A 21,057-nucleotide genomic window follows, 5' to 3' on the forward strand; every position below is an offset into this window, starting at 1 on the left:
GATCCATGCACCGCGCGGGGTCTGGCCACGCAAAAATCAGTTGCGCGGAGAAAGGGTTTTGGTTATGTGCTGCGGAAATAATAATAGCTGTCTCTGGATCATCCTCATTCTGATCCTGCTCTTCTGCTGCGGCGGCTGGGGCAACTGCGGCTGCGACAACAACAATAACAACGGCTGCGGCTGCGGCTGCTAACGGCCTGACACCGATCGGGGCTCCTCCGGGAGCCCCGGTTTTTCCTGTGGGCGCAAAACGCCGTCCTCGGTTATGACGGCGGAAACCGGCACATCGTTCCATTCGGCCGGCAGCGCGTCGAGCAGGAACGCCGCGCGGATCAGCCCCACGGTGCAGCAGTCCACACGCGCCAGAAAGCGGTCATAGTACCCGCCGCCGCGGCCGAGACGCCGCCCTGCGCGGTCATACGCCAGCGCCGGGACGAGCATCAGGTCGCCGGGCTGCGGCAGCAGCGTCCGCGCGCTGCGCGGCGGTTCGGGAATGCCAAAGCGCCCGGGCACGAGCGCACCGTCAAAGCGCGCGAACCGCATCTGCCCATCCGGCTGTGTGACCGGAAGCGCGACCGTCTTGCCGCGCCGCCGCGCCTGCGCAAGGATGGCGTGCGTGTCCACCTCGGGCACGACGCTGCAATAGGCAAAGATCCGCTCCGCCGCCTGAAACGCCGGCAGCGAGAGCACCTGCAGCGTGATGCGCACATCGCACGCGGCGTTCTCCGCCGGGTCGCTCTGCGAAAGCCGGGCGCGCAGCTGCGCACGCAGGGCATCCTTTTCCCCGGAAATGCTCACAGCGCGCTGCGGATGATGGAGAAGATCTCCTCGTGCTTTTCTTCCAGCGCGCGCTCAGCGCCGTCTTTCATAAACGGCACGATCGTCCAGCCATAGTGCGCGGCAGCGAGGCGGCCGATGCGCAGGCAGTTTTCCAGATAGGACACGTCCTGCTCATGAATATCGGCCTTGGTATTCTGCTTTTCCTGCCGGTGCTGCATCCGCTTGAGCGAGGTCGGCAGGTCCACGTCCAGATAGAGCACCAGATCCGGGCGCGGCAGGCCCATCTTGCCGTACTCCAGATCGTACAGCCAGTCAAAGAAGGCCGGCAGCTCCGCCTCCGGCAGCTTGGAACCCTGATGGATGGCGTTTGAGGTCGTGTAGCGGTCCGAGAGGATCAGGCCGCCATTTTCATAGATCTCGCCCCAGTCGGTGCGGTAAGACGCATAGCGGTCGACCGCGAAAAACGTGGACGCCGCATAGGCGTTGACATCCGACGGATGCGCGCCGAACGCGCCGTTGAGATACATGCGGATGAGCGCCGACGACTCCTGGTCGTAGCGCGGAAAGACGATGTGATGATAGGCCATGCCCATCTCGTCAAAACGAGCGCACAGGCGGCGGTACTGCGCGGATTTTCCGCTGCCGTCAATGCCCTCCAGTACAATCAGTTTACCCTTCGCCATGGTGTTTCTTCCCCCGAAGTTTGCAGCCGATGGCCGCAAACAGGAATTTCGGCAGCTTCATCATGCGGCCGATGCGCTTCGGCTCTTTGAGGAGCCGGTAAAACCACTCGAGCCCGAGCTTCTGGAAAAACTTCGGCGCACGCTTGACATTGCCGGCGAACACGTCCAGACTGCCGCCGAGGCCGGCCATGAGGCCGACGCGCAGGCGCGGTGCGTTGCGCTGCATCCAGAGCTCCTGCTTCGGCGCGCCGAGGCACACGAGCAGCAGATCCGGCTGCGCAGCGTTGATCTTCTCCACCACGGGGTCGTCGTCCTGAAAATAGCCGTCGTTCGTCCCGGCGATGACGAGGCCGGGAAAACGCTCACGCATTTTCTCCGCCGCCGCATCCGCGACGCCGGGCTTGGCGCCCAGCAGGAACACGCTTTTGCCCTCCTGCCCCATCTGCGCCATCAGCGCCGAGGCAAAGTCGATGCCCGGCAGCTTCGCGCGCAGCGGCGTGCCGAGGATCTTCGCGCCGTAGATCACGCCGATGCCGTCCGGCAGCACGAGATCCGCTCCCTGTACGGCCTGCATGGCCGCGGGATCGTCACGGCAGAGCATCACGATCTCCGGATTCGGCGTGACGACATAGGCCGCGCGCCGCTCCGCCATCAGGTCACGCGCACGCGCGACCGCTTCGTCCATCGTCAGGCTGTCAAACCCGACGCCCATTACGTCAATTCGCATGAAAACCTGCTTCCTCCGTTATACCTGGGCAAAGACTTCGCCGATCTTCTCATGGATGATGAGATTTGCCTGATCGTCATACGGCGTGGCGCTGCGGTTGATGAGCACCAGCTTGCTGCCCCGGTAGTAATTCAAAAGTCCGGCCGCGGGGTACACGGCCAGCGACGTGCCGCCGACGATGAGCACCTCCGCCTCGCGGATATAATGGACTGCCTTGGACACGACATCGTCGTCCAGGCACTCCTCATAAAACACAATGTCCGGCCGGATGATGCCGCCGCAGTCACAGTGCGGCACACCGGTGCCGTGGTTGACGCGCTCCGCCGGATACGGCCGGCCGCAGCGCATGCAGTAGCAGCGGTGGATGCTGCCGTGCAGCTCGAGCACATTCTTGCTCCCGGCAGCCTGATGCAGGCCGTCGATGTTCTGCGTGATGACCGCCTGGAGCTTGCCCTCGCGCTCCAGCTCCGCCAGACGCAGGTGGGCACGATTGGGCTTGGCCCCGTCGACGACGAGCTTATCCCGGTGAAATTTGTAGTACTCCTCCGGGTGCGCCATGAAGAAGGAATGACTCAGGATCGTCTCGGGCGGATAATCATACTTCTGGTTATACAGGCCGTCCACGCTGCGAAAATCCGGGATGCCGCTCTCGGTCGAGACGCCGGCGCCGCCGAAAAATACGATCCGGTCGCTGCCGTCGATCCACTGTTTTAGCTGCTGAATGTTGTCCATGGACACTGCCTCCTGTTACACTGCCCCAAAAATGGGGGCAAATCTTATCATACAACGCTTCGCGCGCGGGGTCAACTTTGCGCGAGCAGAAAGCGCTCAATGGCCTCGGCCACGCCATCGTGGTCGCAGTCGGGCATGACATACCGCGCTGCGGCCTTCACGTCTGCGATCGCGTTGCCCATTGCGAGCGGCAGGTCGGCGTCGCGCAGGAGCGGGCGGTCGTTTTCCGAGTCACCGATGGCGATCGTCGCGCTGATGGGAATGTTCAGGCAGCGGCACAGCGCCTGCAGCCCGCTCCCCTTATCGGCGCCGATGGCGTTGATCTCCACACCCGCACTCTCGCACGGGACGACCCAGGCGCGCACATCCTGCACACGCGCGAGGTACTTGGCGCGCTCGGTGGAATCGACAAAGTAAAAATCCAGCTTCTCCACGGGATAGGGCGCTGCGAGAAAGCGCCGCTCCATGTCCTCGCAGGCCGTGCAGTGGGATTTGAAATTGTCCACATAGGCATCCATGCCGAAGCGCTGCGGGTCATCGAGCAGCTCCGGGCGGTAGAGCGCCTCGCCGTTGAAGAAGAGGATCGGGAAGCCGTCGAGCCCCTCGAACGCGCGGACAAGCTCTGCCGCGACATCTGCCGGGAGGTTCTGCGCCGAAATGATCCGATCCTGCACGCAGTCGGCCACGGCAGCGCCGCTGGACGTAATGGCATAGCGCATGGCCGGAAACTGCGCCATATACGGCACGATCTGCCGGTAGCAGCGGCCGGTCGTCATGACGACGTGATACCCGCGCGCAAGCGCTGCCGTAACAGCGGCCTCCGTGCGCGGTGTGATCTCTTTTTGGGAATTGAGCAATGTGCCGTCCATATCGACGGCGATGAGCTGATATGCCATGGGACGTTCCTTTCTGCACAGTTTCACAGCATATATTGTACCCGTTTCAACCCGACCTGTCAACCGGACGTGCGGGACTTGAACCCGCACGCCAAAGCCGCTATAATGGCGGCAGACCGATTTTTAAGGAGTTACCGCTATGTATGTTGACCAGAATTTATATCACGGCCGCCCAGTGAGTGGGCAGCGGCTGGACAAGGAGCTGCGCTGCTACGACCTGCTCGACCGCCTGGGGCTCGCCTACGACCGGGCCGATCACGACGCTGCCGACACGATCGAAGCCTGCGCCGCCGTGGAGCAGGTGCTCGGCGCCGGGATCTGCAAGAATCTTTTCCTCACGAACCGGCAGCAGACGGCATTTTATCTGCTGCTGATGCCGGGGCACAAGCCGTTTCGCACGAAGGATCTCTCGCACCAGATCGGCAGCGCGCGGCTGTCGTTTGCCTCCCCGGAGCATATGCTCGAGCTGCTGGACATCGCGCCCGGCTCTGTGAGCGTGCTGGGGCTGATGAACGACCATGACGGGCGCGTGCGCCTGCTCATCGACCGCGACCTGCTGCAGGATGCGTACCTCTGCTGCCACCCGTGCATCAACACGTCAACGCTCAAGCTGCGCATGGCGGACGCCATCGACGTGCTGATCCCGGCGCTGGCGCACGCACCGACGTATGTGGACCTGCCGGTGTACGAACCGCAGACCTGAAAAAGCAAGAAAAAAATCCTGCATCCGAAGATGCAGGATTTTTTGTTTGCATTAGTAGTAACGCTTATTCTTGTTCTTGCGAGCAGCCTCCGACTTTTTGCGGCGACGAACGCTGGGGCTCTGGTAGTACTCCTTGCGGCGCAGATCAGACATGACGCCGGCCTTGGCACAGCTGCGCTTAAATCTCTTGAGCGCGTTGTCCAGAGACTCGTTCTCCTTGACGTAGATTTCAGACATTTTATTCCCTCCCTCCAAATACGCCTTGCGGCGCTTCAAGGGCCATCATGCATGGCTTTAGCGTTAATATTATAATTGCAATTACCGCCGATGTCAAGATGAAGTTATGCCTTCGGCTTCAAAATCAGGTTGACGAGCTTGTTCGGGACGTGGATGACTTTGACGATCTGCATGCCCTCCATCTGACGCTGGACCTTGTCGAGCTGCAGCGCCGCGTCGACGACGGTCTGCTGGTCGCTGTCCTTGGCGACGGTGACGGTGCCCTTGAGCTTGCCGAGCACCTGCACGGCCATGGTAACAGTCGTGTCAACCGTCTTGGTCTCGTCATACGTCGGCCAGTCGCACTGGCAGCACATCTTGCCGTACTTGGCGGCAAAGCCGAGCCGCTCCCAGAGCTCCTCGACGATGTGCGGCGCAAACGGGCTGAGCAGGAGCAGCAGCTGCTCCATGTCGCCCTTCGTGCAGCCGTTGGCGGCAAACTCGTTGACCATGGTCATCATGGACGCGATGGCGGTGTTCATCTTCAGTTCGTCGATATCCTCCGTGACCTTCTTGATGGTCTTGTGGATGATCGCCTCGTTCTTGTCCGAGATGGCCGGATCGTCCGTGCAGCTCTCGGCCAGATTCCAGACACGGTCGAGGAAGCGCTTCGAGCCCTTGACGGCCTCGTTGGACCAGGTGACGGCCTTCTCAAAATCGCCGATGAACATGATGTGCAGGCGCATGGTGTCCGCGCCGTACTGATCGACGATGTCGTTGGGATTGACGACGTTGCCGCGAGACTTGGACATTTTTTCGCCGCCCTCGCCGAGGATCATGCCATGGCTCGTGCGCTTCTGATACGGCTCCTTGGTCGGCACGACGCCGATATCATACAGGAACTTGTGCCAGAAACGGCTGTAGAGCAGGTGGAGCGTGGTGTGCTCCATGCCGCCGTTGTACCAGTCGACGGGACTCCAGTAGTCCAGCGCCTCTTTGGAAGCGAGCGCTTTGTCATTGTGCGGATCCATGTAGCGCAGGAAATACCAGCTCGAGCCGGCCCACTGCGGCATGGTGTCGGTCTCGCGCTTGGCAGGGCCGCCGCACTGCGGGCAGGTGGTGTTGACCCAGTCGGTCATCTTGCTGAGCGGACTCTCGCCGTCGTCGGTTGGCTCATAGCTGTCCACCTGCGGGAGCACGAGCGGGAGCTGATCCTCCGGGATCGGCACCCAGCCGCACTTCGGGCAGTTGACGAGCGGGATCGGCTCGCCCCAGTAACGCTGGCGGCTGAAGACCCAGTCGCGCAGCTTGTAGTTGACCTTTTCCTTGCCGAAGCCCTGCTCCACGACGTACTTCTTCATGGCGGGGATGGCTTCTTTAACGGTCATGCCGTTGAGGAAGCCGGAGTTGACCATGACGGCGCTGTCGTCCTTGGCAACGAAGGCTTCCTTCGTCACGTCGCCGCCGGCGACAACCTCGACGATCGGCAGGCCGAACTTCGTGGCAAACTCCCAGTCGCGCTGGTCGTGGCCCGGAACGCCCATGACGATGCCGGTGCCGTAGCCCATGAGGACGTAGTCCGAGACGAACATGGGCAGCGCCTTATGCGTCACGGGGTTCATGACCTCGATGCCCTCGAGACGGACGCCGGTCTTTTCCTTGTTGAGCTCGCCGCGCTCAAAATCGGACTTGTGCGCAGCCTCTTCCTGATAGGCGGCCACGGCGTCCCAGTTGGCAATGTGCGGCTGCCACTGCTTGAGCAGCGGATGCTCCGGCGAAATGACCATGTACGTCGTGCCGAAGAGCGTATCGGCACGGGTGGTGTAGACGGTGATATCGTCGCCGACATTGGTCTTGAACGTGATCTCCGCGCCGGTGGAGCGGCCGATCCAGTTGCGCTGCTGGGTCTTGACGCGCTCGATGTAATCCACATCGTCCAGATCGTCGATCAGGCGCTGGGCATACTTCGTGATGGCGAGCATCCACTGGCTCTTCTCCTTGCGCACGACCTCGCTGCCGCAGCGCTCGCAGACACCGTTGACGACCTCTTCATTCGCCAGCACGCACTTGCAGCTCGTGCACCAGTTGACGGGCATGGTGGTCTTATAGGCCAGACCGTGCTTATACATCTGCAGGAAGATCCACTGCGTCCACTTATAGTAGCTCGGATCGGTCGTATCGACCGCACGGTCCCAGTCAAAGCTGTAGCCGAGCATTTTGAGCTGCTTGGTGAAGTTGGCAATGTTGTTTTTCGTCACGACGGCCGGGTGGATATGGTTCTTGATGGCGTAGTTCTCGGTCGGCAGGCCGAAGGCGTCAAAGCCGATCGGGAACAGAACGTTGTAGCCCTGCATCCGGCGCTTGCGGCAGATGATATCCATCGCCGTGAACGGGCGCGGGTGGCCGACGTGCAGGCCCTGGCCGGAGGGGTACGGGAACTCGATCAGGCCGTAAAACTTCGGCCGCGGGTCGCCGGTGACGGCCGCGAAGGGCTTTTCTTCCTCCCAGCGCGCCTGCCATTTTTTCTCGATCGCCTGGAAATCGTACTTCATAGCATTCACTTCTCTCTGAAAAATCAAAAAATCATAAGTAGGTCACGGGGCGGAACAAGCATCCGCCCCGGTTGGTTTTGTTTTGGCGCTCAGGCGCGCATATCGGAAATGTCCACGACCTCCGCGTCGCTCCAGAGCCGCTCCAGATCGTAAAACTTGCGGGCCTCGTCCTGGAACACGTGCACGATCACACAGCCATAGTCGAGCAGGACCCAGCTGCCGCTGCGGTGTCCCTCCCGGCGCAGGACGGGTTCGCCCACGTCGTCCGCCGCCGCTTCCACGGCGTCGGTCAGGGTCTTCACGTGCGTCGAGGAGCTGGCCGTGCAGATGACAAAATAGTCTGCCAGCGTCGTCAGGTCCTGGGTTTTGAGCAGCTGAATGTTCTCGCCCTTTTTTGCGTCCAGCGCCTTGACGATGACCGCAGCAAGCTCGTTAGCAGGCATCATAATGCTACATCCTTCCTTTTTGTTACCATTTGTTTGGGCCCTGAACCGTGCCGGAAGTGGCCACGACCTGCCCATTGGATTCATAGAGAATGTCCACATCCGCGGACGTGATCTCCTTCGTATAGGGGTTGAGCCAGGTGTTGAGATAATCCAGCCACTCGTCCACGTGGATGAACACGTAGGACATACCGTTTTTGGTGCCACTGTAATTGGCGGGAATCGTCTCAAACGAGATGGCGCTCTCATCGAGCTTCAAAAACTCCTTGACATAGAACATCACATTGCCTGCCGACAGGTTTGTGGTGACATCCTTTTCATAGATGTCAATGAGTTTGTTGAGATTTGGGATGTTGTGCAGCTTCAAAAACTGGCTCGTCATGGCCTTAAGCAACTGGTGCTGCACGTCGATGCGGCCGATATCGCCGTTGGCATACGTGTTGCGGAAGCGGAACACGCCCATGGTCTGATAGCCGTTGAGGTGCTGATAGCCCTTCTGGACATGGATGCTCAGATCCTGACCGGGGTCGTCATAGTCCATATCGACCGGGACGTCAAAATCAATGCCGCCCATGGCGTCAATGAGCTCGACGAACACCTCCACGTCAAAGAGCGCATAACTGTCGACCCGGTAGCCGAGAATCTGCTCCGCGCCGCCGATGAGCGCCTCCACGCCGTCCCTGCCGTTGTTTTCGGCCGCGGCATAGTACTGGTTCATCTTCTTGGGCTTGTAGGACACGTTCACGGCCGTATCGCGCGGGATGCTGACAAACTTCAGAGACTGATTCTCCGTGTCGAGCATACCGACAAGTACGGTGTCCGTCAGGCCGGCCGCGCGGTCCTTGCCGGCGATGAGGAACGTGTAGCACCCTTTCTTGCGGCCGTCTGTGCTGACGCTCACATCGTCCGAATCGCCGTCGCTCAGGCTCGGCGGGCTGACCCAGTGGTTCATCAGGATCGCAAACTCGCCGATGAGGAGCGCCAGCACCACGACCACGATGACCGTGATGCGCACTTTTTTCTTTTTCTTGCGCTTTGCCTGCGACTGCTGCGCCTGCACGCGGTGGTTCACCGCCGCAGATGCCTCGGAAAACGGGTCGTCCTGAAAGCCGCTGCCGTCGTCGTAGGAATCGTCATAGCCGCCGTCGTAACGGTCGTAACCCTGATCGTCATATCCGCCGTAATCGCCCGGATAGCGATCGTCACTCTGTCGTCTTTTCATATTCTTTTTCCCTGCCCTGATACCAGTTTAATGCCTGCACCGTGTTCTCGTGCGGCGTGATGCCGCCGGCCTTCAGATCCTCCAGGCTCATCTTCAGCCCGAGCACCATGGCCGCATCCAGATCGGTGTAAGCGAGCCGCCGCAGCTCGTCCACGCCGTCAAAATCCCGCGACGGCTCGATATAGTCGGCCATATACAGGACCTTTTCGAGCGTGGTCATATCGGGCTTGCCGGTCGTGTGCCAGCGGATGGCATTTTCTATCTCAAGTGGTACGCCGAAACGATCCCTGGCCACGGCAGCGCCGGTTTTGGCGTGCAGGAGCTTGGTGTTGGCCGTTTCGACCGTATCGTTTATGATACCATATTTATCAGACAATAGCAATTGGTCAGATAGCTCTAATTTTTTCGTGCAATCGTGCAAAATTCCGGCCTCTGCGGCAGCATCCGGATCGCAGCCCCAGCGCTCGGCGAGGTGGCGCGCCTCGTGCTCGCAGCCCCAGACATGGGAGATACGCCGCGGCTTGAGCATGGGGTAAGCCTGCTCGCGCAGCCAGTTGAGATCGGGCTTTGCGCCGTAGAGCCGCTGCTGGATGATGTGCGCATACACATTCGGCGCGAGGTACTCGCTGCCCCGCCGCCGCGGCAGCAGCGCACGAACGGCCGTGCTCGTGACCGGGACCGGCTCGGCCGGCAGGGCGATGACGCGCGCGTCATACGTCCCGCGCAGGTAGGCGCTGAAGCGCTCGACCTCCGCATGCTCATCGCCCGTGCGGGCGAGCGCGACGAGCGTCACCTGAGCGAGCAGATACCGAAAATCGTGCCACTGCTCAAACGTCGTGAGCATATCCGTGCCGATGACGAGATACAGCTCCGCGTCCGGATTGCACGCGCTCAGCTCGCGCACGGTGTCGGCCGTGTAGCTCTTGCCGGAGCGGTGCAGCTCCATGTCAGAGACCTCCACGCCCGGCTCGCCTGCGAAGGCCATCATCGTCATGAGCAGGCGCTCCGCCGGCTCCGGGCTGCCCGCCGTGAGCTCCTTGTGCGGCGGGATGCGATCCGGAATGACGAGCGTCAGATCCGGCCGGATGGCCGCGCGCACCGCGCGCAGCGCGGCCGTATGTCCCAGATGCGGCGGGTTGAAGCTGCCGCCATAGATGCAGATCTTCATTTGCGTGCCTTTTTCACGAGCTCGATCTTCGGCTTCTGCTCGTTGCGCTTATAGAGCACAAACTTCGATCCGATGACCTGCACGGGTTCTGCGCGGCAGACCTCGGCGAGCCGGTCGCACGCCTCGCGCGCGGACAGGAGCGAGTTTTCAAGCACGCGGCCCTTGACGAGCTCGCGCGCCTTGAGCGCGTCGCTCATCTGGGTGATGATGTTGTCCGTGATGCCGCCCTTGCCGATGTGGACGATGGTGTCCTCCGTCGCGGCAAGACCGCGCAGCTGGGCGCGCTGTTTACTTGTCAGCATAGTAGTTCCTCAATTCTTCTTTCAGGATTTTGAGCGCATTCCCGCGGTGGGAAATGGCGTTTTTCTCTTCCGGGCGCAGCTCCGCCATGGAGCAGGCATAGCCGTCCGGCTGAAACACGGGGTCATAGCCGAAGCCGTTTTCCCCGCGCGGCGCAAACAGGATGCTGCCCTCGCACGTGCCGCGGGCGCGCAGGACGTCGCCGTTCGGGAACGTGCAGCAGATGCACGACACGAACCGGGCCGTGCGGTCGGTGCGGTCGCCGAGGTTATGGAGCAGGAGCGTGTAGCGCGCGGCGTCCGAATCCTCGTGCCGGCCGGTATAGCGGGCCGAGTGCACGCCGGGCGCGCCGCCGAGCGCATCGACCATAAGGCCGGAATCGTCCGCGACGGCGGGCTGCCCCGTCGCGCGGGTCACGGCGATGGCCTTCAGGTAGGCGTTTTCCTCGAAGGTCTCCCCCGTCTCGTCCACCTCAAAGTGGCAGCCGGCCGCGCTCTGCGGGATGATCTCGATGCCCATGTCCGCAAAGATGGCGCGAAACTCCTCGAGCTTATGTGCGTTGTTGCTTGCAAGGATCATGACAGCAGCGCCTCCACAAATTCCGCGGGCTTGAACTCGAGCAGATCGTCGATCTGCTCGCCAACGCCGACATATTTCACCGGCAGCTGCAGGTCGTTTGCGATGGCAAAGACGATGCCGCCCTTAGCCGTACCGTCGAGCTTTGTGAGCACGATGCCGGTGAGGTCGGCCGTGTCGAGAAACTGCTTGGCCTGGATGAGGCCGTTCTGGCCGGTCGTGGCATCGAGCACCATGAGCGTTTCGATATCGGCCTCCGGCAGCTCGCGGCGGATGACGCGGGTGATCTTATTGAGCTCGTTCATGAGGTTTGTTTTGTTGTGCAGGCGGCCGGCGGTGTCGATGATGACAACGTCCGTGCCGCGGGCCTTCGCCGCCTGAATGGAGTCGAACACCACGGCGGCGGGATCGGATCCCTCCTCGTGTTTGACGATGTCCACGCCCGCGCGCTGCGCCCAGACGGTGAGCTGGTCGGCCGCCGCGGCGCGGAACGTGTCCGCCGCCGAGAGCAGAACGCGGTTGCCTTCTTTCTTGAGCTGGGCGGCAAGCTTGCCGATCGTCGTCGTCTTGCCGACGCCGTTAACACCGACGACGAGCACGACCGACGGCTGCGTCGTGAGCAAGAGCATGGTGTCCTGCACTTTGAGGATGCGCGTGAGGATCTGCACGAACTCCTTTTTCACCTCCGCGCCGGTGCGCAGCTTCTTGAGCTCGATGGCCTTGCGCAGCTGCGCGATGGCCTTGGTCGTCGTCTCCACGCCGGTGTCGGCGAGGATGAGCGTCTCCTCAAGGTCCTCGAAAAATTCCTCGTCCCCCGGCTCATAGGCGGCAAAAATGCCGGTCAGCTGGGCGTCCATCTTCGTCTTGGTCTTGGTCAGGCCCTGTTTGATCTTATCAAAAAATCCCATAGAACTATCTTCTCCGTTACGATATGGTTTTAGCCGCTTCATCCAGCGAAAGCTCGATGACGCGGGACACGCCTTTTTCCTGCATGGTCACGCCGAACAGATGGTCGGCCTCCTCCATGGTGCCGCGGCGGTGCGTAATGACGAGAAACTGCGTGTTCTTGGCGAGGCGGCGCATGTACTGCACATAGCGCGTGACATTTGCCTCGTCGAGCGCAGCCTCGATCTCGTCCATGACGCAAAACGGCGTCGGCCGCACCTTCAAAATGGCAAAATAGAGTGCGATGGCCACAAACGCCATCTCGCCGCCGGACATGAGGCTCAGCGTCGAGAGCGCCTTGCCGGGCGGCTGCACCTTGATCTCAATACCGCTGTCGAGCACGTGCTCCGGGTCTTCAAGCACGAGCGCGGCCTTGCCGCCGCCGAACAGCTCCAGAAATGTCTGGCGGAACGCCTGGTCGATCGCCTGAAACTGCGTGGTGAAGATGCCCTCCATCTCCCCCGTCACGTCGGCGATGATGCCGGTCAGCTCGCGCTTGGCCTTGAGGATGTCGTCCCGCTGGCCGGTAAGGAAGGTGTAGCGCGTGTTCACGCGCGTGAATTCGTCGATCGCGCCGAGGTTCGGCGTGCCCAGTGCTCCGATATTGCGCCGCAGCTCGGCGATCTGCCGGTTGGCCTTCGTCATGTTCTCGATCGGCTGACGCAGCGCCTCGGCCGCCGTGCGGCTGAGCTCATAATTGTCCCAGAGTTTATCGAGGATCTGCTTTTCCTCCATGTCGGCCGAGAGCTTCTTCTGCTCGAAGCGCGACACAAGCCCCTGCATATCCAGCAGGTCGCGGTTGCGTGCCTGCGCGTCGCGGTCGGTGCGGGTGCGCTGGCCCTCGAGCTCCAGCTTGCGGCTGCTGCACGCGGCGAGGTCGCTGCGCAGCGTTTCGGCGCGCTGGCGCAGTTCGGCCAGGCGGCGCTCATGCATCTGCAGGGTCTGTTGCAGCTGCTGCGTGCCGGCCTCGGCCTGCTCGATCTGGGCAAGGCGGGCCGTGCGGTCGCCGGTCATTTCCTCAAAGAGGTCGTGGATCTGTTGCGTCGTGCGCGTGATGGTCTCGCGCTCGGCGTCCAGAGACGCCGACTCCGCCCGCAGGCCGGCCAGCTGATCGGCCAGTTCCTGACGGCGGCGGTCAAACGCGCCGCGGCCCAGCTCGCTCCGGTCGCGCTCTGCGCGAAGCGCGGCGAGCGCCTGCTCCGCCGAAAGCGCGTCGGCGCGGGCGGCCGCGATGCGATCCTGATTCGCCTTCTGCTGCGCGCGGCAGGCGTCGATGGACGCATTCTGCCCCGCAATGGTCTCCTGCGCGGCGTTTTTCAGCAGCGCGACCTGCGCGGCTTCGGACTCCGCCTTGTGCAGCGTCTCGACCGCCTGCTCCAGCTGCGCCTGCACGGTGTCGAGCTGCGCATGGGCCGCGTCGAGCGCCGTCTGCGCGTCCTCAAGCTCGGCCTCGCACTGCTTTTTCTCCAGCGTGAGCGTGTCGAGCGCCGCGCGCAGGCGCTTGAGCTCGTTTGCGCGGGAAAGGATGCCGCTGCCCTTGGCGGCGCTGCCGCCGGTGAGCGAGCCGCCCGCGTTGACGAGCTGCCCGTCGAGCGTGACGATGCGGTAGCGGTGGTCATAGCGCCTGGAGATGGCGATGGCATCTTTCATCGTCTCGGCCACGACGGTGCGGCCGAGGAGATTGCTGACGATATTGCGGTAAGCGGCGGCGCAGGTGACAAGCGTATCGGCCACGCCGACATAGCCCGGCTCCTGATCCGGCACGCTGTTTAAGTGCATCGGACGGATGGTATCGAGCGGCAGGAACGTCGCGCGGCCGGTCTCGCGCCGGCGCAGCAGCTCAATGGCCTGCGCGCCGCAGCTTTGCGTATCGACGACGATGTTCTGCGCCGCGGCGCCGAGCGCCGTCTCGATGGCGAGGGCGTAGCGGTCGCCAGTCTTGATGAGGTTTGCGACCGGGCCGCGCACGCCGCGCAGCGTCCCCTTTTCGGCCGCGTGCATGACGGCCTTGACCGCGCGGTTGTAGCCCTCGAAGTCCTTTTCCATCTCCGTGAGCATACGGATGCGCGACTCGGTGCTGCGCAGGTCAACCGTCAGACCGGACAGCCGCTCCTGCTGTCGGGTGAGCGCCTGCTCACAGGCGGAAAGGCGCTGGGCCTTTTCCCTTTGCTCCGCGCGCAGGGCGTCGCACGCGGTGCGCGCCTGCTGCTGCGCTGTCTGCTTTTCCTGCTGCTGCGTCTCAAGCGCCGCCAGATGCTCGGCCGCTTCCGCGGCGGCGGTGGCGACGGCGTTTTCCTGATCGAGCAGCTCCTGCGATTTATCCGCCAGGAGCGTGATGCGCGTGCGGCACTCGGCCAGCGCGCTGCTCTGCGCGCTCTCTTTGGCGAGCAGCTCCGTGTACGCGCGCTCGGCCTCGCCGGAGGAGGCCGCGTTGCGGTCGATCTCGGCGAGCACGGATTGTATCTCCTGCGCGTGCTGCGCCTTTTCGGCCTCGATCTCCTGCAGGCGGCGCTGCTGCGCGTCGATCTGTGCCTGCAGAGCGTCCGCACGGTCAGTCTGCTCGGATACCTCCACGCGCAGGCGCGCGATGCTGTCGGCACTGTTTTGCAGGTTCGTGCGCACGACGGCCGCGGCGCTCTCGCACTCGGCAGCGGCGCTCTCGGCCTCGGAGATCTGCTCGCGTGTGCGCTCGGACTCCAGATCCTTCTCGCGCATCTTCTGCGCGATGTTCTCCGACGCTGCATAGAGCTGCTCGAGCTCACGCTGCGCGCCGGCGAGGTTTTCCTTCGCGGTCTGATAATCGCGGTTCACGGTCTCAGCCTGCGCGTGCAGCCGGTCGAGCGTCTCCATCCAGACGGAAACCTCCGCGCTCTTGAGCTCGTCGCGCAATCGGAGATACTTCTTCGCCGTCTCGGCCTGCTTGCGCAGGGGCTCAACCTGCAGCTCCAGCTCATCGACCTTGTCGTTGATGCGCAGGAGGTTTTCCTCCGTGCGGGCGAGCTTGCGCTCCGACTCCTCCTTGCGGTAGCGGTAGCGCGAGATGCCGGCCGCTTCCTCAAAGATCTCGCGGCGCTCGTTGCTCTTGCCGGAAACGATCTCGGCGATGCGACCCTGCCCGATGATCGAGTACCCGTCGCGGCCGAGACCGGTGTCCATGAGCAGCTCGTTGATATCGCGCAGGCGGCAGGCCTCGCGGTTGATATAATATTCGCTCTCGCCGCTGCGGTAATAGCGGCGGGTGATCATGACCTCGGTGTTCTCGGTGTCGAAGATGCCGGTGCTGTTGTCAAGGATGAGCGACACCTGCGCAAAGCCCATGGGGCTGCGCTTTTCCGTGCCGCCGAAGATGACATCCTCCATCTTGCCGCCGCGCAGCGTTTTCGTGCGCTGCTCGCCCATGACCCACAGGATGGCGTCCGATATGTTCGACTTGCCGCTCCCGTTCGGGCCGACAATCGCCGTGATCTCCTGGTCAAAATTCAGGCGCGTCTTGTCCGGGAAGGACTTGAAGCCCTGGATCTCCAATGCTTTTAAGTACACAAAATCCCTCGCATATCCGGCGTCTGCGCGTGCAGAGACGCCGCTGATATCTCAAATCAAAGTAATACAAAGTAGAGTATACCGCCAAAAATGCCATTTTGCAACGGCCGGAGCGCATTTTTTCAGATGTGAAAAAATGCAGCCGCCTGCGTTTTCGCAGGCGGCTGCATGCCGTTATTGCGGCATCTGTTCGAGCGCGCACCGGGCGGCGGACTGCTCCGCCTCCTTTTTCGTGCGGCCGGTGCCGCGGCCGATCTCGCTGCCGTTGAGCAGCACGGCCATGGTGAATGTCTTGTTATGGTCCGGACCGCTCTCGGCGCAGACGGTATAGGAAAGCGTCTGCCCGGCGCGGCGCTGCACGCGCTCCTGCAGCTCGGTCTTATAGTCCTCGACGTGGTGGATCTCCCCCTCGGCCAGACCGTTGAGGATGTGCGCGAGGATAAAGCGCTGCGCGGGCTCCAGCCCGCCGTCAAGATACATGGCGGCGATGACCGCCTCCACCGCGTCGGCGAGAATGGACGGCCGCTCTCTGCCGCCGCTGCGCTCCTCCCCGTGGCCGAGGCGGATATAGTCGCCCAGATGCAGCGTGAGCGCCACGCCGTGCAGCGCCTGCTCGCAGACGAGCTCGGCACGCAGGCGGCTCATCTTCCCCTCCGGCATGTCGGGATAGAGCGCATAGAGCCGCGTCGCCGTGACCATACCGAGCACGGAATCGCCTAGAAACTCGAGCCGCTCGTTGCTGGTATAGCCCCGCGCGCGGTTTTCATTGGCATAGGAGCTGTGCATGAGCGCATTCTCCAGCAGCGCCCGGTCGCGGAACGTGTAGCCCAGGCGGGCCTCCAGCGCCTCCATCAGTTGCTCTCCTTCGCCGCGTGCTTGTCCACACGCATGTAGGAGATGTTGGCCGTGATGTCGTCAATGATGCCGGAATCGACAAAGGCGATCGCCTGACGGATGGCGTTGTAGATCGCGCGCGCATCAGATGAGCCGTGGGCCTTGATGACCGGCTTGCTGATGCCGAGCATGGCCGTGCCGCCGACCTCGTTCGGGTCAAGCGATGCCTTGAGCGCGTGGAACTCGTCCCTGATGGCAAGGGCAGCCATCTTGGTCTTGAAGTTTTTCATGAAAATGCCCTTGAGCTGGCGCGTCATGTACTTGATGCTGCCCTCGATGCCCTTGAGCAGCACATTGCCGGTAAAGCCGTCCGTGACGACGACGTCCACATCGCCGCTGAACACCTGCGACGCCTCAACGTTGCCGATAAAGCGGATGCGGCCGGCGGCGTCCGCCGCCTTGAGCAGCGGGAATGTCTCGTGCTGGAGCTCAGAGCCCTTGTGATCCTCGGTGCCGTTGCTGAGCAGGCCGACGCGCGGCGCGGCGATGCCGAGCATGGTGCGGGCATAATAGCTGCCCATATAGGCAAACTGCAGCAGGTACTCCGGCGTGCAGTCGGCGTTGGCGCCGCAGTCGATGAGCATGACGCCCGCGTCGCCGTTCGGCAGCACAGGGGCCAGCGCCGCGCGGCGGATACCGTGGATGCGCTTGACGATGAGCGTAGCGCCGGTGAGCAGCGCGCCGGTGCTGCCGGCAGAGACGACCGCGTCGCCCTTGCCGTCGCGCAGCATATTGAGCGCGACCGTCATGGAAGCGTCCTTCTTGCGGCGGGTGGCTGTGCTGGGGTCGTCGTCCATGGTGATGACTTCGCTCGCGTCGATGATCTCGAGCTTGGCCTGCTCATTGCGCAGGCAGGCCTCAATGGCGGCGCGCTGGCCGACGAGCACGATCTCCGCGCCCAGCTCCTGCTGCGCGTGCACCGCGCCCTTGACGATCTCGTCCGGAGCGAGGTCACCGCTCATTGCGTCCACAAGAATTCTCATAGATGAAAAACCTCCTTTTGTTTCAGCCCGTCCAGGATCTGCAGGCTGCGCGCCGAGATCTCCGCGTTCTTATTGCGCTTGCCGCGCACGCGGTGATCCAGCGGTGTGATGATGCCAAAATTGATGTTCATGGGTTGAAAATCGCCGACGCTGCCGCCGGAAATGTACAGCGACAGTGCGCCGATGGCCGTCTCTTGCGGGAAATCGACAGGCGGCAGTCCGAGCAGCTGCGCGGCCGTCTCGATGCCGACGAGCGCGCCGGACGCACACGACTCCACATAACCCTCGACGCCGGTCATCTGCCCGGCGAAGCGGATGCGCGGGTCGCGCCGGAGACGATAATACCGGTCGAGCAGCTGCGGGGAATTTAAATAGGTGTTGCGGTGCATGACGCCGTAGCGGACGAAATCCGCATTCCGCAGCGCCGGGATCATGGAAAAGACGCGCTTTTGCTCGCCGAACGTCAGGTGCGTCTGGAAGCCGACAATGTTATACAGCGTGCCCCCGGCGTTGTCGCGCCGGAGCTGCACGACGGCATAGTTGTCGCGCCCGGTGCGCGGGTCGCGCAGGCCGACCGGCTTGAGCGGGCCGTAGCGCAGCGTGTCCTCCCCGCGGCGGGCCATGACCTCGACCGGCATGCAGCCCTCAAAGACTGCACCGTCGTCAAAGCCGTGGATGGGCGCTTCCTTTGCGCTGCGCAGCTCCTGCACGAAAGCGGTATACTCCGCCTGATCCATGGGACAGTTGACGTAGTCGGCCGTGCCCTTGTCGTAGCGGCTGGCAAAAAAGGCGCTGTCCATGTCCACGCTCTCGAGCGTGACGATGGGGGCAACGGCATCGTAAAAATGCAGGTCGAACTCCGGGCAGAGGCGCTGGATCTCGGCCGCCATGGCATCGCTCGTGAGCGGGCCGGTCGCAATGACGACCTCACCGTCCGGGATGGCGTCGGCCTCGGCGCGCTCGACGGTGATGTTCGGATGCGCGCAGATGCGCTCCGTGATCTCGCGCGCGAACGCCTCGCGGTCCACGGCGAGCGCGCCGCCGGCGGCGACGCGGTTGTGATCCGCGCTCGCAAGCACGACGGAGTCGAGCCGGCGCAGCTCCTCCTTGAGCAGGCCGACGGCGTTCGTGAGCTCATCGCTGCGCAGGGAGTTGGAGCAGACGAGCTCGGCAAAGTTTTCGGATACGTGCGCGGGGGTCATTTTCTTGGGTTTCATCTCGATCAGGCGCACCGGGATGCCGCGCCCGGCCAGCTGCCACGCGCACTCGCATCCCGCCAGGCCCGCACCGATCACGGTCACTGGGGTCATAGCGTTCCTCCTCGAAAAAGGCGGCCGGTCAGGCCGCCTTTCCAATTATACTTCCTTCTTGGGTTTCGTCGTCTTTTTGGCTGCCGGTTTTTTGGCGGCCGTTTTCTTTGCAGCGGGCTTTTTGGCAGCGGTTTTCTTTGCAGCGGACTTTTTTGCCGCCGGCTTCTTGGTCTCCGGCTTCGTCTCCTTGGACTCCGACTCAGCCTTGGGCTCAGCCGCGTCGTCCGCCGGTTTCGGCTTGCGCTTGTAGCCGCGCTTGTCGGGCGGCAGATAATTCGGGCACTCGGGGTTGATGCAAAACGGCTTGTTCGCGCCCTTGCCGGCGCGTTTGAACATGGTCTTGCCGCACTCGGGGCAATAGTCCTTCGTCGGCACGTCCCAGGTCATGAAGCCCTGGATGCTCTCGCCGCCCTCACCCTCGCCATGTCCCGGGCAATCATGCCCGCGCTCACAAGCGTAGTAGGCAAAGCCCTTGCGGGACGTGCGCTTGAGCAGACGGCCGCCGCAGGCCGGGCACTTGCCGGGCATCTCGACGACGATGGGCATCGTAAAGCTGCACTCCGGGTAGCCTGGGCAGGCAAGGAAGCGGCCGAAGCGGCCGTTTTTATACACGAGCTTGCGCCCGCAGTTCGGGCAGACCTCGTCCGACTCCTCATCCGGCACCTTGAGATGCTTGCCCTCGAGCTGGATCTCGGCGTTGTTGAGGTTCGCGTCAAAGTCTTTATAATACTCGCGCAGCACGTCCTTCCACGCCATCTTGCCGGCCTCGATCTTGTCAAGGTCCGTCTCCATGTTGGCGGTGAACTTCAGATCGACGATGTTGCGGAAGTACTCCTCCATCATCTCGGTCACGACGATGCCGAGATTCGTCGGGCGCAGGTAGCGCCCCTCCTTGACAACATAGTTGCGGCTGAGGATGGTCGAGATCGTCGGCGCGTACGTGGACGGACGGCCGATGCCCTTTTCCTCCATGGCGCGGATGAGCGTCGCCTCCGTGTAGCGGGCGGGCGGCTGCGTGAACTGCTGCTCCTTCGTGACGTTTTTAAGCTCCACGGCATCGCCCTGCTTGAGCGACGGCAGCGGACGGCGCACTTCACTCGTCTCCTCGTCCTTCGCCTCTTCATACACGGCGGTGTAGCCCGCGAACTTCTGCTCGGAGTAGTTGGCGCGGAAGAGATAGCCCGCGCTGCCGGCATCCACGACGACGTTGTCGTACACGGCGTTGGACATCTGGCAGGCCGTGAAGCGGCCCCAGATGAGCCGGTAGAGCCGGTACTGCTCCGGCGTAAGGTCGTGGCGCACGCGATCCGGCGTGAGCGTGACGTCCGTCGGGCGGATGGCCTCGTGCGCGTCCTGTGCGCCGGCCTTGGTCTTATACGTGCGCGGCTTACCGGGGTGGTACTCCGGGCCGTAATGCTCGACGATGAAGGACTGCGCGGCGGCGAGCGCCTCATCGGACAGGCGCTGCGAATCGGTACGCATATAGGTGATGAGGCCGATCGTGCCGCGGTCGGTAATGTCCACGCCCTCATAGAGCTGCTGCGCGACCGACATGGTGCGCCGCGGCGTCATGCCCAGGCGACGGGAAGCCTCCTGCTGCAGGGTCGAGGTGATGAACGGGGGCGACGGGCTGCGCTGCTTTTCGCCGCGCTTGACGCTCGCAATTTTGAACGGTTCGGCCGACACGGCGGCAATGATCTTGTCGGCCGTGGCCTCGTCCGGGACATCCATTTTCTTATCGGCCGTGCCGTAAAAGCGCGCCGTGAACGTGCCCGCGCCGCAGTCGAGCAGCGCGTCGAGCAGCCAGTACTCCTGCGGCTGGAAGGCGCGGATCTCGTTTTCGCGGTCGACCACGATGCGCGTGGCCACCGACTGCACGCGGCCGGCGGACAGGCCGGGCTTGACCTTGCGCCAGAGCAGCGGACTGAGCTTATAGCCCACGATGCGGTCGAGAATACGGCGTGCCTGCTGCGCGTCGACCAGATCCTGATCGATCTCGCGCGGGTGCTGGATGCTCTCGGTGACGACCTTTTTCGTGATCTCGTTGAACGTCACGCGCTTGGCCTTGTCATCCGGCAGATCCAGCAACTCCTTCAGGTGCCATGAAATGGCCTCTCCTTCGCGGTCCGGGTCGGTCGCAAGATAGACGGTGTCGGCCGATTTCGCGCGCTTTTTCAGGTCGGCGATCACGTCCGCGCGGTCTTTCACGGGCAGGTACTGCGGCGTAAAATCACCGTCAATGTCCACACCCATGGTGCTCTTGGGCAGGTCACGCAGGTGGCCCATCGAGGCCACGACCTGATAATGATTGCCCAGATATTTTTCGATTGTTCTGGCCTTCGCCGGAGACTCGACGATCACCAGATCGGTTTTTGCTTTTGCCATCG

Annotated in this window: 20 protein-coding genes; 2 read left to right on the plus strand and 18 right to left on the minus strand. The window is 62.7% G+C overall.

Going from position 1 to position 21,057, the window contains the following annotated elements; translation table 11 throughout:
- Positions 1-64 precede the first annotated feature (64 nt).
- Positions 65-193 (plus strand): hypothetical protein, encoded by a 129-nt coding sequence (locus tag OGM61_08635; protein UYI83918.1) that lies wholly within the window; start codon positions 65-67, stop codon positions 191-193.
- Here OGM61_08635 and OGM61_08640 read toward each other — a convergent pair.
- The 5 genes from OGM61_08640 to OGM61_08660 all read right to left on the minus strand — a co-directional run bounded on the left by OGM61_08640 (position 190) and on the right by OGM61_08660 (position 3,818).
- Positions 190-798, minus strand: a complete 609-nt coding sequence (locus tag OGM61_08640) for a 5-formyltetrahydrofolate cyclo-ligase (protein ID UYI83919.1) — start codon at positions 796-798, stop codon at positions 190-192. The two genes, OGM61_08635 and OGM61_08640, sit on opposite strands and share 4 nt — an antisense overlap.
- On the minus strand, positions 795-1,463 hold the full coding sequence (locus tag OGM61_08645; GenBank protein ID UYI83920.1) for a deoxynucleoside kinase: 669 nt from the start codon (positions 1,461-1,463) through the stop codon (positions 795-797). The genes OGM61_08640 and OGM61_08645 overlap by 4 nt, the downstream gene beginning before the upstream one ends.
- Positions 1,450-2,190 carry a WecB/TagA/CpsF family glycosyltransferase gene (locus tag OGM61_08650; protein UYI83921.1) on the minus strand — a complete coding sequence of 247 codons (741 nt, stop codon included), beginning with the start codon at positions 2,188-2,190 and terminating at the stop codon, positions 1,450-1,452. Before OGM61_08650 ends, OGM61_08645 begins: the two co-directional genes overlap by 14 nt.
- Before the next feature lie 18 nt (positions 2,191-2,208).
- Positions 2,209-2,922, minus strand: coding sequence for an NAD-dependent protein deacylase (locus tag OGM61_08655; protein UYI83922.1), 714 nt, complete (start codon positions 2,920-2,922; stop codon positions 2,209-2,211).
- A 71-nt stretch (positions 2,923-2,993) separates the two neighbouring features.
- Complete coding sequence (locus OGM61_08660; GenBank protein UYI83923.1) at positions 2,994-3,818, minus strand: Cof-type HAD-IIB family hydrolase; 825 nt, start codon at positions 3,816-3,818, stop codon at positions 2,994-2,996.
- Between the two features lie 139 nt (positions 3,819-3,957).
- Between OGM61_08660 and OGM61_08665 the strand changes: the two genes are divergently transcribed.
- Positions 3,958-4,521, plus strand: coding sequence for a prolyl-tRNA synthetase associated domain-containing protein (locus OGM61_08665; GenBank protein ID UYI83924.1), 564 nt, complete (start codon positions 3,958-3,960; stop codon positions 4,519-4,521).
- A 51-nt stretch (positions 4,522-4,572) separates the two neighbouring features.
- On the opposite strand, the gene rpsU is transcribed toward OGM61_08665, so the two are convergent.
- The 13 genes from rpsU to topA all read right to left on the minus strand — a co-directional run bounded on the left by rpsU (position 4,573) and on the right by topA (position 21,055).
- Complete coding sequence (gene rpsU, locus OGM61_08670) at positions 4,573-4,758, minus strand: 30S ribosomal protein S21 (GenBank protein UYI83925.1); 186 nt, start codon at positions 4,756-4,758, stop codon at positions 4,573-4,575.
- 104 nt (positions 4,759-4,862) lie between these two features.
- Entirely contained in the window at positions 4,863-7,289 is a 2,427-nt protein-coding gene (gene leuS, locus OGM61_08675; GenBank protein ID UYI83926.1) for a leucine--tRNA ligase, read from the minus strand.
- 89 nt (positions 7,290-7,378) lie between these two features.
- On the minus strand, positions 7,379-7,732 hold the full coding sequence (gene rsfS, locus OGM61_08680) for a ribosome silencing factor (protein UYI85580.1): 354 nt from the start codon (positions 7,730-7,732) through the stop codon (positions 7,379-7,381).
- A gap of 25 nt (positions 7,733-7,757) precedes the next feature.
- A complete protein-coding gene (locus tag OGM61_08685) occupies positions 7,758-8,954 on the minus strand; it encodes an LCP family protein (protein ID UYI83927.1) in 1,197 nt (398 codons plus the stop codon).
- The gene (gene nadD, locus OGM61_08690) at positions 8,935-10,122 is read right to left on the minus strand and encodes a nicotinate (nicotinamide) nucleotide adenylyltransferase (protein UYI83928.1); all 1,188 of its coding nucleotides are present in this window, start codon (positions 10,120-10,122) and stop codon (positions 8,935-8,937) included. The genes OGM61_08685 and nadD overlap by 20 nt, the downstream gene beginning before the upstream one ends.
- Positions 10,119-10,424, minus strand: a complete 306-nt coding sequence (locus tag OGM61_08695) for a YhbY family RNA-binding protein (GenBank protein ID UYI83929.1) — start codon at positions 10,422-10,424, stop codon at positions 10,119-10,121. Before OGM61_08695 ends, nadD begins: the two co-directional genes overlap by 4 nt.
- Positions 10,411-11,001, minus strand: a complete 591-nt coding sequence (gene rdgB / locus OGM61_08700; protein UYI83930.1) for an RdgB/HAM1 family non-canonical purine NTP pyrophosphatase — start codon at positions 10,999-11,001, stop codon at positions 10,411-10,413. The genes OGM61_08695 and rdgB overlap by 14 nt, the downstream gene beginning before the upstream one ends.
- Complete coding sequence (gene ftsY, locus OGM61_08705) at positions 10,998-11,906, minus strand: signal recognition particle-docking protein FtsY (protein ID UYI83931.1); 909 nt, start codon at positions 11,904-11,906, stop codon at positions 10,998-11,000. The genes rdgB and ftsY overlap by 4 nt, the downstream gene beginning before the upstream one ends.
- 16 nt (positions 11,907-11,922) lie before the next feature.
- Positions 11,923-15,483 (minus strand): chromosome segregation protein SMC, encoded by a 3,561-nt coding sequence (gene smc, locus OGM61_08710; GenBank protein UYI83932.1) that lies wholly within the window; start codon positions 15,481-15,483, stop codon positions 11,923-11,925.
- A gap of 174 nt (positions 15,484-15,657) precedes the next feature.
- On the minus strand, positions 15,658-16,335 hold the full coding sequence (gene rnc, locus OGM61_08715) for a ribonuclease III (GenBank protein ID UYI83933.1): 678 nt from the start codon (positions 16,333-16,335) through the stop codon (positions 15,658-15,660).
- Positions 16,335-17,360, minus strand: a complete 1,026-nt coding sequence (gene plsX, locus OGM61_08720) for a phosphate acyltransferase PlsX (protein UYI83934.1) — start codon at positions 17,358-17,360, stop codon at positions 16,335-16,337. The genes rnc and plsX overlap by 1 nt, the downstream gene beginning before the upstream one ends.
- A complete protein-coding gene (gene trmFO / locus OGM61_08725) occupies positions 17,357-18,670 on the minus strand; it encodes a methylenetetrahydrofolate--tRNA-(uracil(54)-C(5))-methyltransferase (FADH(2)-oxidizing) TrmFO (GenBank protein UYI83935.1) in 1,314 nt (437 codons plus the stop codon). Before trmFO ends, plsX begins: the two co-directional genes overlap by 4 nt.
- Positions 18,671-18,715: 45 nt before the next feature.
- Positions 18,716-21,055, minus strand: a complete 2,340-nt coding sequence (topA, locus tag OGM61_08730; GenBank protein ID UYI83936.1) for a type I DNA topoisomerase — start codon at positions 21,053-21,055, stop codon at positions 18,716-18,718.
- Positions 21,056-21,057: the final 2 nt, after the last annotated feature.

The sequence above is a fragment of the Clostridiales bacterium genome (assembly GCA_025757645.1).
GTDB lineage: Bacteria > Bacillota > Clostridia > Oscillospirales > Oscillospiraceae > CAG-103.